Origin of the sequence: Micromonospora jinlongensis (genome assembly GCF_013410645.1) — a bacterium.
Taxonomy (GTDB): Bacteria; Actinomycetota; Actinomycetes; order Mycobacteriales; family Micromonosporaceae; genus Micromonospora; species Micromonospora zamorensis.
Window position 1 is genome coordinate 1,551,587 of record NZ_JACCHK010000001.1, and the last position, 18,683, is coordinate 1,570,269.

The window sequence follows — 18,683 nt, forward strand, 5'->3', positions numbered from 1 at the left end:
GACAAGGGAGCGTCAATGACCACCACCGTCCCGCCCGCCGACACCGCCGAGGTCGGCACGCGCATGTCGCGTCGGGAGGTTCTCCAGGCCCTTTCCGGCCTGATGGTCGGCATGTTCGTGTCCATCCTCGCCTCCACGGTGGTGGCGAACGCGCTGCCGCGGATCATCGCGGATCTGAACGGCAGCCAGACCGTCTACACGTGGATCGTCACCAGCGAACTGCTCGCCATGACGGCGACGGTGCCGCTGTGGGGCAAGATGGCCGACCTGTACAGCAAGAAGCTGCTGATCCAGTTGTCGCTGGGCCTGTTCGTGGTGGGTTCGCTCATCGCGGGCTTCACGCCGAACGTCGAGGTGCTGCTGCTCAGCCGTGTCGTCCAGGGCATCGGCGCGGGCGGCATGACGGCGCTGGCCACGATCGTCATGGCGGCGATGATCCCGCCCCGTGAGCTGGGCCGCTACGCCGGCATCTTCGGCGCGGTCTTCGGTGTGGGCACCATCGCCGGACCGCTGATCGGTGGCCTGCTCGTCGACACGTCGTGGCTGGGCTGGCGGTGGTGCTTCCTGATCGGCGTCCCGTTCAGCATCATCTCCATCGCCCTGCTCCAGCGCACCCTGCACCTGCCGGTCGTCCGCCGCAAGGCGAAGATCGACTGGCTGGGCGCCCTGCTCATCACCTCTGGTGTCTCCACGCTGCTGATCTGGTCGTCCCTGGCCGGGAACAAGTTCGAGTGGGCCTCCGGCTGGACGGCCCTGATGGTGGTCGGTGGTCTGGTCCTGCTGGCGCTGGCCGTGTTCGTCGAATCGCGCGCCGCCGAGCCGATCGTCCCGCTGGGCATCTTCCGCAACCGCACGGTCTCCCTGGCCACGGTCGCCAGCGTGCTGGTCGGTGTCGCGCTGTTCGGCGGCACCGTCTTCCTGTCCCAGTACTTCCAGATCTCGCTGGGCAAGTCGCCCACCGTCGCGGGCCTGATGAGCCTCCCGATGATCTTCGGACTGCTCGTCTCGTCGACGGTCGCCGGACAGCTCATCACCAAGTACGGCCGGTGGAAGGCATACCTGGTGGCCGGCGCCGCGGTGATGAGCGTCGGGATGCTGCTCCTGGGCACCATCGACGCCAACACCAGCGTCATCGTGCTGTCGCTCTACATGGTCGTGCTGGGAATCGGCGTCGGCATGCTCATGCAGAACCTCGTACTGGCCGCACAGAACGACGTACCGGCCCACGAGCTCGGCGTCACCACCTCCGTGCTGACGTTCTTCCGCAGCATGGGCGGCGCCATCGGGGTCAGTGCCCTCGGCGCGGTCCTGGCGAACCGGGTGGCCTCGCTGACCGCCGAGCGGCTCGGCCCGGCGGCGACGGCCGGCGGTGGCTCCGCCGAGGTGCCTGACCTGTCCACCCTGCCCGAGCCGGTGCTGCGCATCGTGCAGGACGTGTACGGCATCGCCACCGCGGATCTCTTCCTGGTCGGCGCGCCGTTCGCGCTGCTCGCGCTGATCGTCGTGCTGTTCATCAGGGAGAAGCCGCTGCACACCCTCAGCGGGGAGGAACGACGCGTCCAGGAGGAGGCGGCCGCAAAGGCCGCGATCCACTGAGCGGTACGACAGCAGTCGGGGGCGGGCCGGTGGGCCCGCCCCCGTTCTGCGCCCACCTGCCGCCGCGTTTTTCGGTAACGACATGGTGTGAACCGGCTGCCACGTAACGTGAGGTGAAGCCGGTAATCGGCTGACGCCAGACGTGCGCCGGGCCGCCACTGCGGCGGCGCCGCTCGGCCAACTGCCGGGTCGGGACAGCTCGGCAACGTCGCGGCCTACTCAGCCGCTGGAGGTGTGGACGATGCCCATGCTGTCGGTCTTCGATCCCCGGCACACGGTCGCTCCCCCGGGATACAGCCGCTGGCTCATCCCGACCGCGGCACTGGCGGTGCACGTCTGCATCGGCCAGGTCTACGCGACGAGTGTCTACAAGAACTCCCTCATCGCGCACTTCGACACCAGCCAGACGGCGATCGGGGCGATCTTCAGTATCGCCATCGTCATGCTGGGTTCGTCCGCGGCGGTGGGTGGCCGTTGGGTGGAGCGGAACGGGCCGCGCCGGGCGATGTTCGTCTCGGCGTGCTTCTGGGCCGTCGGGTTCCTGGTCGGGGCGCTCGGCATCGCGACCCAGCAGCTGTGGCTGCTCTACCTCGGGTACGGCGTCATCGGCGGCATCGGGCTCGGCATCGGTTACATCTCGCCGGTCTCGACCCTCATCAAGTGGTTTCCGGACCGCCCCGGCCTGGCCACCGGTCTGGCCATCATGGGGTTCGGCGGCGGCGCCCTGGTCGCCGGCCCGCTCGCACGCCAACTGCTCTCGCTCTACGACTCCGGCTACAACCCCGACAACCCGGCCGCCGTGGCGTCGGGCAGCGCCCTCGTGGCGCTGTTCGTCACGTTCGGCATCGGGTACTTCGTGATCATGATGTTCGGCCCGTTCAACGTCCGGGTCCCGGCACCGGACTGGCGGCCCGCCGGGTTCGACCCCGCGACCGTCGCCGCCAAACCTCTGGTGACGACGGCGAGCGTGTCGGCGTCGAACGCCGTGCGTACCCGGTCGTTCTGGTTGCTGTGGATCGTGCTGTTCTGCAACGTCACCGCGGGCATCGGCATCCTGGAGCAGGCCAGCCCGATGATCCAGGACTTCTTTCGGGACAACGGGACCGCCACCACCGTCTCGGTGTCGGCGGCGGCCGGTTTCGTGGGAGTACTGTCGCTGTTCAACATGGCTGGGCGGTTCGTCTGGTCGACGACGTCCGACCTCATCGGCCGCAAGCCCATCTACATGGTCTACCTCGGCGTCGGCATGGTGCTGTACGTGCTGCTCGCCGTGGCCGGCCACTCCGCGACCGCGGTCTTCGTGCTGATCGCCGCCGCGATCATCTCCTTCTACGGCGGTGGCTTCGCCACCATGCCCGCCTACCTGCGTGACCTGTTCGGCACCTTCCAGGTCGGGGCCATCCACGGCCGGATCCTGACCGCCTGGTCGGCCGCGGGTGTCGCCGGCCCGCTGATCGTCAACGGGATCCTCGACACGCAGGGCAAGCCCGGCACCCTCACCGCGGCGGCGTACCGGCCCGCGCTGTTCACCATGGTCGGCATCCTCGCCATCGGGTTCATCGCGAACCTGCTGGTGCGTTCCGTGCCCGAGCGGTTCCACGAACCGGACCGAGGGCCGACCTCGCCCGTGGCGAAGGCGACTGTCACCGAGCCGGTCGCTCTCGGGCGGGACAGTCAACCGCCCGCGCCGCCGCGCGTCGGCAGCCAGACCGGACGGCTCTGGTTGTCGTGGCTGCTGGTCGCGGTGCTGCTCGGGTACGGCATCGTCCAGACCGCCATCACCGCCGCGAAGCTGTTCACCGGCTGACGCCGCGCGCCGGCCCCTCGCGGCCAGGACCTCGTCGTGCATCACAACGGAAGGCGCCCCTTGAAGGGGCGCCTTCCGTTTCGCCGATCCGCTCAGAACGGGGTGGCCGCCCGGTTCTCGGTGAGCCGCTCCCGTTGTGGTACGACCGTGTACTTCGGATCGCGGGCCGACACCCGTCCCGCCTCGAAGACGCCGAACCGGGTGGCGACCGACGATGCCACGAGGGCGGCGCCGGAGAGCGCCGACAGGACCCGGCTGCGTCGGCTGAGCAGGGCGGTGGCGGTGCCCACGGCGAGCAGGACGCGTCCCGCCTTCACCAGTCGGCCGCTGCGTCCGTGCCGGTAGGGCTCGCTGGTCAGGCCCTGCCGCTCCATCTGGTGCCCTCCGCCAAACTCGACGGCCGCGGCGGCCAGGGCGAGTCGTCGCAGTGGGGCGGTCTCCGCGGCCGGCGCCGCGATCAGTCCCACCCCGGACGCCGCCGCGAGCGCGCTGCCGGCGAAGACGAACGGCAGCGACGGGTACGCGTCGTGCCAGGACGGCACGGCCGTGTCGGCGAGCAGCACCCCGGTGTACGTCGCCAGCGCCGGCGCGGTGGCCGCGGCGGCCAGGCCGGCGACGTTGCCGATCGGCGGTGCGATCCGACGGGCGAGGCCGAGCACGCCGTGCTGCGGGAGCAGCGGCGCGAGCTCGGCGACCGCGGCCACCCCGGCCAGTGGCCCGAACGCGGCGAGGATCCAGGTGCCCACCGACATCGGCGAGGTCACCTTGGCGACCCGGAGCATGTGATGGAACCGGGCCGGCCGGCCGAGGTCGTGAACCAGCAGGTACGTGCTTGCGGCGACGCCACCGAGGGCCGTCCAGCGGCCCACAGTGCGCAGCCCGGGCCGTCCGGTCAGTTGGGCGCCCGCGCCGATCAGCGCACTTCCGGCGGCGAGGCCTCCGGTGAACAGGTAGCCGGCGATGTCGTACTTCCACACCGGTGGCTTCAGAACCGGCCGGCCGTAGTAGGAGGCGAAGTCGGCCGGCGGCACCGTGAGCTGCTCGCCTCCGTCGCCACGTCGCCTGTGGGTCCTCTCGTCGGTCATTGCCGCCTACCCAGGAACGCGACCGCCGTGGCGACCGCCATCGTCATCGCCGCCAGGCCGGCGCGCCTCCACATGGCCGGCAGGTCGCGGGTGGTCACGATCGGGTCCGGTGGCAGCCCGTACACCTCCGGCTCGTCCAGCAGCAGGAAGAACGCGCCATCACCACCGACGCCGTCGTTCGGGTCGTGCCCGTACAACCGCGCCTCCGCCACTCCCCGCTCGTGCAGCTTCGTCACCCGCGCGGCGGCCCGCTCCCGCAACTCGTCGAGCGGCCCGTACTGGATCGACTCCGTCGGGCACGCCTGCGCACACGCTGGCGTCATCCCCACCCCGAGCCGGTCGTAGCACAGCGTGCACTTCCACGCCCGACCATCATTCTTGCGCTGATCGATGACGCCGTACGGGCAGGCGGAGATGCAGTAACCGCACCCGTTGCAGATGTCCTCCTGCACCACCACCGTCCCGAACTCCGTCCGGAACAGGGAACCTGTCGGGCAGACGTCCAGGCATGCCGCGTGGGTGCAGTGCTTGCACACGTCCGACATCATCAACCAGCGGAAATCCGTCCGCCCTTCCGCACCCGAACCCCTCCCCGGCGGCTGCGCCCCCGGCATCCCCAGAAACTCCGGGCCGCCCGACATGCGGGCCGCCGCTGCGGGCGAGCCGGTGGGCAGGCCGGGGTCCGTGCCGGTGTCGGTGCTGGTACGCGCGCCGACCGCCGCCGTCACCGGGCTGATCGCCGGCCCGTCCGGATCCCCCGCGAACGCCGGGGTCGCCATCCCGGCCCGACGGGGCTGCTCGACGAACGCGACGTGTCGCCACGAGTTCGCTGTCAACGCCCCGGTGTTGTCGTACGACATGCCGAGCAGGTCGAGCCCGCTCTCCGGGACGCCGTTCCACTCCTTGCAGGCCACCTCGCAGGCTTTGCAGCCGATGCAGACGCTGGTGTCGGTGAAGAACCCCATCCGCGGCGGCGCGTCCTCGTAACCGGCGTCCGGCGCTGGATCCAGGGGCCCGTACAGGGCATTGCTGTGGGGCATGGGTCAGACCTCCTGGTCCGGGCCGCTGTCGGCGGAGTCGGTCGTGACCTGCGGTGGATAGTGCGGGCTGAGGTCCCCGGACCGTCGCCGGTAGTCGACGACGAGAGCCATCAGCTCGGCGCCTCTCGGGCGTCGCCCGGATCGGACGTCGCAGGTGCCGACCTTGCTCTCCTGGATCAGCACGTTCGGGTCCAGGCTGATGCCGAACAAATCGTTGGCCGAGTCGCCGGTCACCAGACCCTCGAAACCGAAGTGGTACGGCAACCACACCTGGTGGATGATCCGGTCGTCCACCCGCAACGGGGTGAGCCGGTCGGTCACCAGCACCCGCGCCTCGATGGCCGCACGGGCGGTGATCAGGTGCGCCCAACCGAGGTGGGTGAGGCCGCGTTCGACGGCCAGCTCCGGGGACACCTCCACGAACATCTCCGGTTGCAACTCGGCCAGCGGCGACACCATCCTGCTCATCCCACCGGCGGTGTGGTGCTCGGTGAGCCGGCTGACAGTGAACACGTACGGGAACACCTGGCTGTACGGTTCCGGCGGGCTCGGGTTGAGCGTGTTGATCGGGTGGGTGTAGACCTTGCGGGTCGGGTTGGCCTGCTGTCGGTAGAGCGGGTTGCGCACCGGCGATTCGACCGGCTCGTAGTGGGTGGGCATCGGTCCGTCAATCACGCCGGTGGGCGCGTACAGCCAGCCCTTGCCGTCGCCCTGAAGAATGAACGGGTCGTCACCGGCAATGCCCGCCACACCCGAGGCGTCGTGCTCCGGTCGGTAGGACGGCGGTTTGGTCTTCTCGAAGTCCGGCACGTCGTAGCCGGTCCACTCACTCCTGTCCGCGTCCCACCAGACGTAGCGTTTGCGCTCACTCCACGGGTTGCCGTCCGGGTCGGCGGATGCACGGTTGTAGAGGATGCGCCGGTTCGCCGGCCACGCCCAACCCCACTCGGGAGCCACCAGGGACTGCTCCGAACCGGGTTTGCGGCGGGCGGCCTGGTTGACGCCGTCGGCGTACACCCCGGTGTAGATCCAGCACCCGCCGACGGTCGAGCCATCGTCCTTCATCTCGGTGAACGACGCCAGCGGCCGGCCGGTGGCCACGTCGTACCCGTTGATCTCACGCAGCACCGCCTCGGCGCTCGGCTCGACGTGCGGACCGTGCGTGGGGTAGTCCCAGGCGAGGTCGAGCAGCGCCCGGTCGCGCGGCTTCGTCGACGTCGCCAGCCGTTCCCGGATGACGCGACCGAGGTGGTAGAAGAACCACAACTCGGAGCGGGCGTCGCCTGGCGGCTCGACGGCCTTCTCCCGCCACTGCAACAGGCGCTGCGTCTGGGTGAACGTACCCTCCTTCTCCACATGCGAGGCAGCGGGCAGGAAGAACACCTCGGTGCGGCACTCCTCGGGGACGATCTCCCCGGTCTCGATCTCCGGCGCGTTCTTCCAGAATGTGGCGCTCTCGATCTCGAACAGGTCCCGGACCACGAGCCAGTCGAGGTTGGCCATGCCGAGACGCTGCGCCCGGCCGTGCGCCGAACCGACAGCCGGGTTCTGCCCGAGCAGGAAGTAGCCCTTGATCTTCCCGTCGATCATGTTCAGCACCTGCTGGTAGGTGCCGTGGTCGCCGGTCATCCGCGGCAGGTAGCCGTAGCAGTAGTCGTTGTCGACGGTGGCGGCGTCACCCCAGTACGCCTTGAGCAGGTTGACGCCGTAGGTGCGGGCGTTGCCCCAGAAGCCCTTCTGCCCGGGGTGCGCAATGCTGTTCACCCACTCGTCCAGGGTCGGGTGCTCGGCATGGTGAGGCATCGGCAGGTAGCCCGGCAGCAGGTTGAACAGCGTCGGGATGTCGGTGGACCCCTGGATGCTGGCGTGCCCGCGCAGGGCCATCACCCCACCACCCGGGCGGCCCACGTTGCCCAGCAACAGCTGGATGATCGCGCCGGTGCGGATGTACTGCACGCCGACGCTGTGCTGCGTCCAGCCCACCGAGTAGACGAGCATGCCGGTCCGGTCCCGGCCGGAGTTCTCCGTCCACGCCCGGGCCAACTCCAGGAACTTCTCCTGCGGGACGCCACAGACCCGTTCCACCATCTCCGGGGTGTAGCGGGCGAAGTGCCGCTTGAGGATCTGGTAGACGCAGCGCGGGTGCTGCAACGTCTCGTCACGTTCGGTCTCGCCGCCGACAGGCGCGCCGTGCGACTCGTTCTCCAGCCCGGCCGCCGTCTCCCGCTGCGTCTCGCTGTCGCGGGTCGTCTGGTTCTGCGGGTGGCCCTCGTACCGCCAACTGGCCTGGTCGTAGGTGGCGTTGTCGTCGTTGAAGCCAGAGAAGAGGCCGTGCATGTCCTCGGTGTCGGCGTACTCCTCGGTCACGATCGTCGCGGCGTTGGTGTAGGCGACGACGTATTCCCGGAAGTCCAGCTCGTTGTCGAGGATGTAGCGCACCACCCCGCCGAGCAGCGCGATGTCCGTGCCCGCCCGGATCGGCAGGTACGAGTCAGCCAGCGCGCTGGTGCGGGTGAAGCGCGGGTCGACGTGGAAGACCTTCGCGCCCCGACGCTTGGCCTCCATCACCCACTGGAAGCCCACCGGGTGTGCCTCGGCCATGTTCGAACCCTGAATGATGATGACGTCGGAGTTCGACAGGTCCTGCTGGTACTGGGTGGCGCCGCCACGACCGAAGCTGGTCCCCAGACCGGGGACGGTGGAGGAGTGTCAAATACGGGCCTGGTTCTCGATCTGGAGCGCCCCCATCGCGGTGAACAACTTCTTGATGAGGTAGTTCTCCTCGTTGTCCAGCGTCGCCCCACCCAGGCTGGAGATGCCCAGCGTCCGGTTGAGCGGTCGACCCTCGGCGTCGACGTCCTCCCAGGTCTCGTCCCGGGCGGCCAGGACCCGATCGGCGATCATGTTCAGCGCCGTGTCGAGGTCGAGGTCCTCCCACTCCGTGCCGTACGGCCGGCGGTAACGGACCTTGGTCTGCCGCAGCGGGCTGGTTACCAGGCTCTTGCTGGCCGCGCCCTTCGGGCAGAGCCGACCCCGCGAGATCGGGCTGTCCGGGTCGCCCTCGATCTGGCTGACCTGCCCGTCCTTGACGAACACCCGCTGACCGCAACCAACGGCGCAGTACGGGCAGACGGACCGGGCTACCGAGTCGGCGGTGTCGGTGCGAGCGGTGAGCGCCCGGGATCCGTCGGACTTGGCGGCGGCACCCCGACCGAGGGGGTCGGTGCCGGTGAGCTGGCGGTAGACCGGCCAGCCCTCGATCCAGCTGCGCACCCCCATTGCCGCACCTTCCCGACCAAGCACGCCAAATATGAACACTCTGACGTTAGATGAGGTGCCGGTCCGGTCGCAGCGGGATCACCAACAGTCATGCCTCCCCCGGCCTGATCGTGCGGGCCGGGAGAGGCACGAAGTACGGCGATGGTCAGTTCGGTTGGAGCTGACCGACGGGGTGCTCGCCGAAGGTCCGGTAACGGCGCAGCTCCCAGAACAGCCAGCCGATGCTGATGATCGCCAGCACGATGAAGACCAACGAGCCGGAGAACGTGTCCCAGAGGGTGTGCAGGACGACGACACCCAGGAACGTGCCGATGAACCCGAAGAGCCGGCGGGCGCTCGGGCTGGCCAACAGCGCCCACAGCGCGCCGGCGGTGAGCCCGGTCCAGGCGGTGTGACCGGCGGGCGCGGTCAGACCTCAGATGAACAGCGTCTGCTCCACCGCACCGATGTTGCCCTGCGAGCTCAGCAGCGCGCTGAAGGCGTAGCCCATCGTCTCCAGCGCGGCGAACCCCATGCCGGCGGCGATCCCGATGATCAAACCGTCGGAGGGCACCCGGCGACGACGCTGGGCCACCACGGTGAACAGCAGGACCACCGGGACGATCAGCTTCGCCGACTCCTCGATCAGCGCGACGAACAGCATCGGCAGCGTGCCGAGCCCGCGCAGGGTGTCGTACTCCAGCGTGCCGGCGACCACCGTGCCGATCACACCACCGAAGAACGCGGACGTCACCAGCACCGACGCCGGCACCTGCCATCGCCCGGTGCGCGCCTGCGCGAAGGTCAGGAACGTCAGCGGCACCAGCGTCGCCCCGAGCAGGATCAACGCCGGTACGAAGTTCGGGTTCTTGGTGCTGACGAGGGTCCGCAGCACCACCAGGTAAAGGATCAGCCCGACGACGAAGACTGGAACCCACGCCCACCGGCGCCAACGATCACCCATAGCGCGCAGTCTGGCGGACCAAGGTTCGAAGACCAGCCCCGGCGTCGAGGGGTGGCTCTCGAAACCCGCGAACAGGTGTACGCGCGTCTCAAGGACGATTACCAGGATCAGCCCACGCGGATCGGGCTCGACGGCGTGGTCGGTCCGTTGATCGTTGGCAGCTGAGCAGCTCGACACGCCGAGCATCGCGCTGCTGAGCTGCCGACGAACGTCTGCTCCGGAGGCCGATCGCCTCCCACCGGCCGCGCTCTGGTCACGACGGCGACTGGTCCGGCTGGTCAGAGCACGTGCACCAGCCGGAAGCGTTCGGTCACCACCATCGTGTCGTCGTCCACCGTGAAGTCGGGGTCGCCCAGTTCCTCGCGGACCTCCGCGCTGTTCCAGAACGTCTCGTGCCCCGCCCGCCACTGCGCCACCGACTCGTCGCCCTCGCCCTCGTCCAGCGCGTGTCGCAGGTCGACGTCGGCGAGGCGGATCACCCGTACCTCGGTCAGTTCGATGGCCGCCACCCGCCGGCCTGCGGAGTCCACCACGGCGGAGAGTTGACCGACCTCGGGCAGCGGCTCGTTCGCGCACTCGTACCCGACCAGCAGGCCAGTGGTCGAGGTCTTCGCGCCGGACAGGATCGCGCCCACGAGCTTGTCCCGCAGCGGCCCCGGGAACGCGAATTCGGCCAGCGGAAGATCATCGAGGTCCATCAGCGGAGGGTACGCGACCCGGCGCGCCGCGAGGAACCGTCGTCGACCAAGCTGCCGGCGGCATGACACCGCGCGCCGGAGGAGGCGGCCGCCGTGAGTTGTTGGAGGAGACAGGTCTGACAGCGGACGAGCCGCACCCGCTGTGGAGTGGCCCGCGTCCGTACGAGCCCGGCTGTCCCCGTGCCCAGGCCAGCCACACCCGGCGGTCGTGGACAGTTACCGTTCGGGCGGAACGGTAACTGTCCGTCTCCTCGGGTGTCCCGTGCGCCCAGGTCCAGCCCGATCGGTGAGCAGAGCCGGGCCAGCGCCGCCTCCCCCCACACCGGCCTCGCAGGCGGTGCGGATCGCCACGAACCTGCGCTCCCTGCTCACCCCCACCACGCGGACGTCGTACGCGGGCGGCGGTGGTGATCGGATCGGACGGGTGGGACAGCGACCCGCCGGGCGAACTGGCGGCGGTGATGGCCCGGCTCGACGTCGAGACGAACCTCGATCATCCCCCTGCGAAGCGCCCCACCGCCATCAGTGATTCACCCGACCGACGCACTCGCCGTGGACGACGCGCGGCGGCACCGGCCTCGTCGCCCTCATCGATCCATTCAGGAGGAGAGTGCGAATTCCGGCGCATCGCCGTCATTGCATTCGGGTCGTCATCCGCTCACTCGATTGGGTGACCACGTATCGGGTGAATCTGCTCAGCCTTCGCAGTCTGCGATCGTCAGGCGCGGCCGGAACGCCACACCTGCACCTTCTGCACGCCGCACAACGGGGGAAATGAACATGCTTCGCGGAGAACGCCGATGGTTCACATCGGCGCTGGCGGCGGTCGGCACGTTGGTGGCCTCCTCCACGCTGGTGGTTGTGGCGTCAAGCCAACCCGCATTGGCGACCGTGCCGGGCCTGCCCGGAACCCCCCAGCCCGGCACTCCGATCTTCACTGAGGATTTCTCCAACGAGAGCGCGGCTGCTGCGCCGATTCGCATCGGCTCCTACACGGGATCACCAGGTTCCGTCTACGTGCCGGGGCCGGGTGGCAGCGGCGCGGACGGTGAGACCTATACGGCGGATCCCGCGTGGAGCCCCGGCGCGGGCGCGTGCAACGGCTGGATCATGCGGCAGGATTCGCCGCTGCCGCCCAACGGTGGTAGCCCGCCGATCACCAACAACGACCAGTGCGGTCGTTCAGACGCGTGGGGCCGGCTACAGGAAATGGCCCGTGACATGGGGCTGTTTCAGGGGCAGAGCGCTGAGGAGGCCGCCACTAACCAGGTACTCACCGAGTACACCAACAGCCCGACAGGCGCGCAGCTTCCCGGATACCAACTGGAGACCGACAACAACACCATCCCGGCGATCGGTGGCCATTTCTATGAGGTCTCGGCGATCTTCGCTGAGAGGAACTGCACCGTCCCCTCTGCCCAGCGGGCGCGGCTTCGGTTCGAGCTGCTTCTCAACGGCGTGCCGACGGTGCTCGCAGAGAACCTGAGCCCATGCACGGACCCCGGCGCCGAGATCATCAACAACACCTGGATAGCCCAACTGCGATCGCTGGCCCTGCAATTGTCGGTGGCTGACACACCGACCCTGGGCCTGCGCCTCTACAACGCGACCGCAACGGGCATAGGCAACGACGTCGCGTTCGACCTTCCGCAGATCGTCGACGTGACCCCACAGCTCGACAAGGCTTTCAGCCCGACCACCATCGGGCAGGGGCAGACGTCCACGCTGACGTTCACCATCACCAACACCAACGATCTGCAAGCCAAGAACGGGATGAGTTTCACCGACACCCTTCCCGCCAATGTGACCGCCACCGGGGTCAACAGCACCACGTGCTCGGGAGCCACCGTGACCGCGCCCGCCGGTGCCACGTCTGTCGACTTCGCCGGCAACATAGATCTGGGTGTCGCCTCCTGCATGATCTCCGTCCAGGTGACCAGCACTGTCGTCGGCTCGTACACCAACACCGGATGCGTCGCACCGGACGGCTCCACGATCCCCGGCTGTGAGAGCAACTTCCCCACCATCGTCGGTATCAACCCGCCTGGCTCCGCCACCCTCACCGTCATCCCGACAGTGGATCTGGCTGTGGTGAAGACCGGGTCCTCAAGCCCGTACGTGCCAGGCGCGCCGTTCTCCTACACGGTCACCGTGACCAACGGCGGCCCGTCCGACGCGGTCGGGGCGACCCTGACCGACCCACTGCCGGCACCATTGGCCGGGTTCACCTGGACCTGTACGGCGTCCGCCGGTAGCACCTGCACCGCGTCCGGCACGGGAAGCATCGACGACACGATCACCGTCCTGGCGGGTGGGACGGTGACCTACACGATCGGCGGAACCGTGCCCTCCGGCACCACCGGCGACCTGACCAACACCGCCACCCTCACCCCGCCGGACGGCGTGTCCGACCCGGACTGCACCCCGAACTGCTCCTCGACGGTCGTGACCCCGGCGGCCCTGACGGTGGACCTCGCCGTCGTGAAGACGGCGTCCCCAAGTCCGTACGTGCCAGGCGCGCCGTTCTCCTACACGGTCACCGTGACCAACGGCGGCCCGTCCGACGCCGTCGGGGCGACCCTGACCGACCCACTTCCCGCACCATTGGCCGGGTTCACCTGGACCTGTACGGCGTCCGCCGGTAGCACCTGCACCGCGTCCGGCACGGGCAATATCAACGACACGATCACCGTCCTGGCGGGTGGGACGGTGACCTACACGATCGGCGGAACCGTGCCCTCCGGCACCACCGGCGACCTGACCAACACCGCCACCCTCACCCCACCCGACGGCGTCTCCGATCCGGAATGCACCCCGAACTGCTCCTCGACGGTCGTGACCCCGGCGGCCCTGACGGTGGATCTGGCAGTGGTGAAGACCGCATCACCCAGCCCCTACGTGCCGGGCGCAGCCTTCTCCTACACGGTCACCGTCACCAACGGCGGACCTTCCGACGCCGTCGGGGCGACCCTGACCGACCCACTTCCCGCACCGCTGGCCGGATTCACCTGGACCTGTACGGCGTCCGCCGGTAGCACCTGCACCGCGTCCGGCACGGGCAATATCAACGACACGATCACCGTCCTGGCGGGTGGGACGGTGACCTACACGATCAGCGGAACGGTGCCGTCGGGCACCACCGGCGACCTCACCAACACCGCCGCCCTCACCCCACCGCCCGGCGCGACTGACCCCGACTGCACCCCCAACTGCTCGTCGACAGTGGTCACCCCCGCCGGACCAGTGGTCGACCTGGCCGTCGTGAAGACCGCGTCCGCCAACCCATACATTCCGGGCGCAGCCTTCTCCTACACGGTCACCGTCACCAACGGCGGACCCTCCGACGCCGTCGGGGCGACCCTGACCGACCCACTGCCCGCACCGCTGGCCGGATTCACCTGGACCTGTGAGGCATCCACCGGAAGCACCTGCACCGCCTCCGGCACGGGCAGCATCAACGACACCATCACCGTCCTGGCCGGTGGGACGGTGACGTACACGATCAGCGGAACCGTGCCTTCAGGCACCACCGGCGATCTGACCAACACCGCCACCCTCACCCCACCCGACGGCGTCACCGACACGGACTGCACCCCGAACTGCTCTTCCACAGTCGTGACCCCGGCGGCACTGACGGTGGATCTGGCTGTGGTGAAGACCGCGTCCCCCAGTCCCTACGTGCCAGGCGCGCCCTTCACCTACACCGTCACCGTCGCCAACGGCGGCCCGTCCGACGCGGTCGGGGCGAACCTGACCGACCCACTGCCCGCACCGCTGGCCGGGTTCACCTGGACCTGTACGGCATCCGCCGGTAGCACCTGCACCGCGTCTGGGACGGGAAGCATCGACGACACGATCACCGTCCTGGCGGGTGGGACGGTGACGTACACGATCAGCGGAACCGTGCCGTCAGGCATCACCGGCGATCTGACCAACACCGCCACCCTCACCCCACCCGAGGGCGTCACCGACCCGGACTGCACACCGAACTGCTCGTCCACGGTCGTGACACCGGCGGCACTGACGGTGGACCTGGCAGTGGTGAAAACCGCTTCCCCTAGCCGTTACGTGCCGGGCGCACCCTTCACCTACACGGTCACCGTCACCAACGGCGGACCCTCCGACGCCGTCGGGGCCAACCTGACCGACCCACTGCCCGCACCGCTGGCCGGATTCACCTGGACCTGTACGGCATCCACCGGAAGCACCTGCACCGCCTCCGGCACCGGCAGCATCAACGACACCATCACGGTCCTGGCCGGTGGGACGGTGACGTACACGATCAGCGGAACCGTGCCGTCAGGCATCACCGGCGATCTGACCAACACCGCCACCCTCACCCCACCGGGCGGTGCGATCGATCCGGACTGCAGCCCCAACTGCTCGTCGACAGCGGTCACCCCCGCCGGACCAGTGGTGGACCTCGCCGTCGTGAAGACGGCAACGCCGAACCCCTACGTGCCAGGCACACCGCTGACCTATGCGGTGACCGTGACCAACGGTGGGCCGTCCGACGCGGTCGGTGCGACCCTGACCGACCCGCTTCCCGCGCCCCTGGCCGGGTTCACCTGGACCTGCGCGGCATCCGTCGGAAGCACCTGCACCGCCTCGGGCACCGGCAGCATCAACGACACCATCACCGTCCTCGCGGGCGGGACGGTGACGTACACGATCAGCGGAACCGTGCCCTCCGGCACCACCGGCGATCTCAGCAACACCGCCACGCTCACCCCACCCGAGGGCGTCACCGACCCAGAGTGCACACCGAACTGCTCCTCGACGGTCGTGACCCCGGCGGCACTGACGGTGGACCTCGCCGTCGTGAAGACGGCATCCCCGAGCCCGTACGTGCCGGGCGCACCGCTGACCTACACGGTCACCGTGACCAACGGCGGACCGTCCGACGCCGTCGGGGCGACCCTGACCGACCCACTGCCCGCACCGCTGGCCGGATTCACCTGGGCCTGTGAGGCATCCACCGGAAGCACCTGCACCGCCTCGGGCACCGGCAGCATCAACGACACCATCACCGTCCTGGCGGGTGGGACGGTGACGTACACGATCAGCGGAACCGTGCCCTCCGGGACCACCGGCGATCTGACCAACACGGCCACGCTCACTCCACCGGCAGGCGCCTCCGATCCGGAATGCACGCCGACCTGCTCGTCGACCGTGGTGACCCCGGCCGCGCTGACCGTGGATCTGGCAGTGGTGAAGACCGCATCACCCAGCCCCTACGTGCCGGGCGCACCCTTCACCTACACCGTTACCGTCACCAACGGCGGACCTTCCGACGCCGTCGGGACGAATCTGACTGACCCACTGCCCGCACCGCTGGCCGGTTTCACCTGGACCTGCGAAGCATCCGTCGGAAGCACCTGCACCGCCTCGGGCACGGGCAGCATCAACGACACCATCACCGTCCTCGCGGGCGGAACCGTGACGTACACGATCAGCGGAACCGTGCCCTCGGGCACCACCGGCGATCTGACCAACACGGCCACGCTCACCCCACCACCCGGCGCGATCGACCCGGACTGCACTCCCAACTGCTCGTCGACAGTGGTCACTCCCGCCGGACCAGTGGTGGACCTCGCTGTGGTCAAAACCGCAAACCCAAGCCCCTACGTGCCGGGCGCACCCTTCACCTACACGGTCACCGTCACCAACGGCGGACCCTCCGACGCCGTCGGCGCGAACCTGACCGACCCACTGCCCGCACCGCTGAGCGAATTCAGCTGGACCTGCGCGGCATCCACCGGAAGCACCTGCACCGCCTCGGGCACCGGAAACATCAACGACACCATCACCGTCCTCGCCGGCGGAACAGTGACCTACACGATCAGCGGAACCGTGCCCTCCGGCACCACCGGCGATCTCAGCAACACCGCCACGCTCACCCCGCCCGCCGGAGCCTCGGATCCGGAATGCACTCCGAGCTGCTCGTCTACCGTGGTGACACCGGCGGCACTGACGGTGGACCTGGCAGTGGTGAAGACGGCATCCCCAAGTCCGTACGTGCCAGGTACGCCCTTCACCTACACCGTCACCGTCACCAACGGCGGACCCTCCGACGCCGTCGGGGCCAACCTGACCGACCCACTGCCCGCACCACTGGCCGGATTCACCTGGGCCTGCGAAGCATCAGCCGGAAGCACCTGCACCGCCTCGGGCACGGGCAATATCAACGACACGATCACCGTCCTGGCGGGTGGGACGGTGACGTACACGATCAGCGGAACGGTGCCGTCGGGCACCACCGGCGACCTCACCAACACCGCCACCCTCACCCCACCCGAGGGCGTCACCGACCCGGACTGCACGCCGACCTGCTCGTCGACAGTGGTCACCCCAGCCGCGCTGACCGTGGACCTGGCAGTGGTGAAGACCGCATCCCCAAGCCCCTACGTGCCGGGCACGCCCTTCACCTACACGGTCACCGTCACCAACGGCGGACCTTCCGACGCCGTCGGGGCGACCCTGACCGACCCACTGCCCGCACCGCTGGCCGGTTTCACCTGGACCTGCGAAGCATCCGCCGGAAGCACCTGCACCGCCTCCGGCACGGGCAGCATCAACGACACCATCACCGTCCTCGCCGGCGGAACAGTGACCTACACGATCAGCGGAACCGTGCCCTCCGGCACCACGGGAGACCTCAGCAACACCGCCACGCTCACCCCACCGCCCGGCACGATCGACCCGGACTGCACCCCCAACTGCTCGTCTACCGTGGTCACCCCGGCCGCTCCCACCGTGGATCTGACGGTGACCAAGACGGCAACCCCGAGCCCATACGTGCCAGGCACCTCGCTGACCTACACGGTCACCGTGACCAACGGCGGCCCGTCGGACGCGGTCGGGGCCAACCTGACCGATCCACTGCCCGCACCACTGGCCGGATTCACCTGGACCTGCGCGGCATCCGCCGGAAGCACCTGCACCGCCTCGGGCACCGGCGACATCAACGACACGATCACGGTCCTGGCCGGTGGGACCGTGACCTACACGATCAGCGGAACCGTGCCGTCCGGGACCACCGGCGATCTCAGCAACACCGCCACCCTCACCCCACCGGGCGGTGCGATCGATCCGGACTGCAACCCCAGTTGCTCGTCGACGGTCGTGACCCCAGCCGCGCTGACGGTGGATCTGGCAGTGGTGAAGACCGCATCACCCAGCCCCTACGTGCCGGGCACGCCCTTCAACTACACCGTGACCGTCACCAACGGCGGCCCGTCCGACGCCGTCGGCGCGAACCTGACCGACCCACTGCCCGCACCACTGGCCGGATTCACCTGGACCTGCGAAGCATCCACCGGAAGCACCTGCACCGCCTCCGGCACGGGCAGCATCAACGACACCATCACCGTCCTGGCCGGCGGGACCGTGACGTACACGATCAGCGGAACCGTCCCGCCGGAGACCGCGGGCGACCTGACCAACACCGCCACCCTCACCCCACCCGAGGGCGCAACCGACCCGGACTGCACGCCGACCTGCTCGTCGACGGTCGTGACCCCCGCCGCACCCACCGTCGGCCTCGCTGTCGTGAAGACAGCAACCCCGAGCCCCTACGTGCCGGGTGCACCGCTGACCTTCACAGTGACCGTGACCAACCGGGGACCATCCGACGCGATCGGCGCGAACCTGACCGACCCACTGCCCGCACCACTGGCCGGATTCACCTGGACCTGCGCGGCATCCACCGGAAGCTCCTGCACCGCGTCGGGCACCGGCAGCATCAACGACACCATCACCGTCCTCGCGGGCGGAACCGTGACCTACACGATCAGTGGAACAGTGCCGAAGGGCACCGCTGGCGACCTCACCAACACCGCCACCCTCACCCCACCCGACGGCGTCACCGACCCGGACTGCACACCGAACTGCTCCTCGACGGTGGTCCTCACCGGTCCGATTCCGCCCATGCCGGTCACGGGTGGCCGTCTGACAGCCATCGCCGCACTTGGAGCCTCTGTCGCCGCCCTCGGTGTTCTCCTCGTTGGCGGCCTGGCCCTGATACGCCTACGCACTCGCCGCGAGCCCTGACCATGGTCGCCGCCGCCTGGCCCCGGAATCCGCTTGTCCAGGCGTCGGTGCGGGCCTATCGTCGTCACGCGCCTTCCGGTGCGCAGGCAACGGCTACTTCCGCTCTCAACGGGGAGACGTGGGTTCGAATCCCACCGCCATCTCAGGTGGCGTCGACCAGCGGCCCAGGTCACCTTGGCCCGC

Annotated in this window: 7 protein-coding genes and 2 pseudogenes; 3 read left to right on the top strand and 6 right to left on the bottom strand. The window is 69.0% G+C overall.

Going from position 1 to position 18,683, the window contains the following annotated elements:
* Nucleotides 1-15: 15 nt before the first annotated feature.
* A complete protein-coding gene (locus HNR22_RS06600) occupies nucleotides 16-1,596 on the top strand; it encodes an MDR family MFS transporter (protein WP_179779566.1) in 1,581 nt (526 codons plus the stop codon).
* A gap of 247 nt (nucleotides 1,597-1,843) precedes the next feature.
* Entirely contained in the window at nucleotides 1,844-3,403 is a 1,560-nt protein-coding gene (locus HNR22_RS06605; protein WP_179783438.1) for an OFA family MFS transporter, read from the top strand.
* A gap of 92 nt (nucleotides 3,404-3,495) precedes the next feature.
* Here HNR22_RS06605 and nrfD read toward each other — a convergent pair whose 3' ends face one another.
* The 6 genes and pseudogenes from nrfD to HNR22_RS06635 all read right to left on the bottom strand — a co-directional run bounded on the left by nrfD (nucleotide 3,496) and on the right by HNR22_RS06635 (nucleotide 11,431).
* Nucleotides 3,496-4,488 (bottom strand): NrfD/PsrC family molybdoenzyme membrane anchor subunit, encoded by a 993-nt coding sequence (gene nrfD, locus HNR22_RS06610; RefSeq protein WP_179779567.1) that lies wholly within the window; start codon nucleotides 4,486-4,488, stop codon nucleotides 3,496-3,498.
* Complete coding sequence (locus HNR22_RS06615) at nucleotides 4,485-5,528, bottom strand: 4Fe-4S dicluster domain-containing protein (RefSeq protein ID WP_179779568.1); 1,044 nt, start codon at nucleotides 5,526-5,528, stop codon at nucleotides 4,485-4,487. Before HNR22_RS06615 ends, nrfD begins: the two co-directional genes overlap by 4 nt.
* Nucleotides 5,529-5,558: 30 nt before the next feature.
* Nucleotides 5,559-8,807 (bottom strand): annotated as a pseudogene (gene fdh, locus HNR22_RS06620) (formate dehydrogenase); the annotation flags it as partial.
* Nucleotides 8,808-8,952: 145 nt separating this feature from the next.
* Nucleotides 8,953-9,936, bottom strand: a pseudogene (locus HNR22_RS06625) (PrsW family intramembrane metalloprotease).
* A gap of 92 nt (nucleotides 9,937-10,028) precedes the next feature.
* Nucleotides 10,029-10,448, bottom strand: coding sequence for an ASCH domain-containing protein (locus tag HNR22_RS06630; RefSeq protein WP_179779570.1), 420 nt, complete (start codon nucleotides 10,446-10,448; stop codon nucleotides 10,029-10,031).
* Between the two features lie 695 nt (nucleotides 10,449-11,143).
* Nucleotides 11,144-11,431: a hypothetical protein gene (locus HNR22_RS06635; protein WP_179779571.1), complete on the bottom strand. Its 288-nt coding sequence runs from the start codon at nucleotides 11,429-11,431 to the stop codon at nucleotides 11,144-11,146.
* A gap of 127 nt (nucleotides 11,432-11,558) precedes the next feature.
* On the opposite strand from HNR22_RS06635, the gene HNR22_RS06640 reads away from it, so the two are divergent.
* Nucleotides 11,559-18,500, top strand: coding sequence for a DUF11 domain-containing protein (locus tag HNR22_RS06640; RefSeq protein ID WP_179779572.1), 6,942 nt, complete (start codon nucleotides 11,559-11,561; stop codon nucleotides 18,498-18,500).
* The last annotated feature ends 183 nt before the right edge of the window (nucleotides 18,501-18,683 follow it).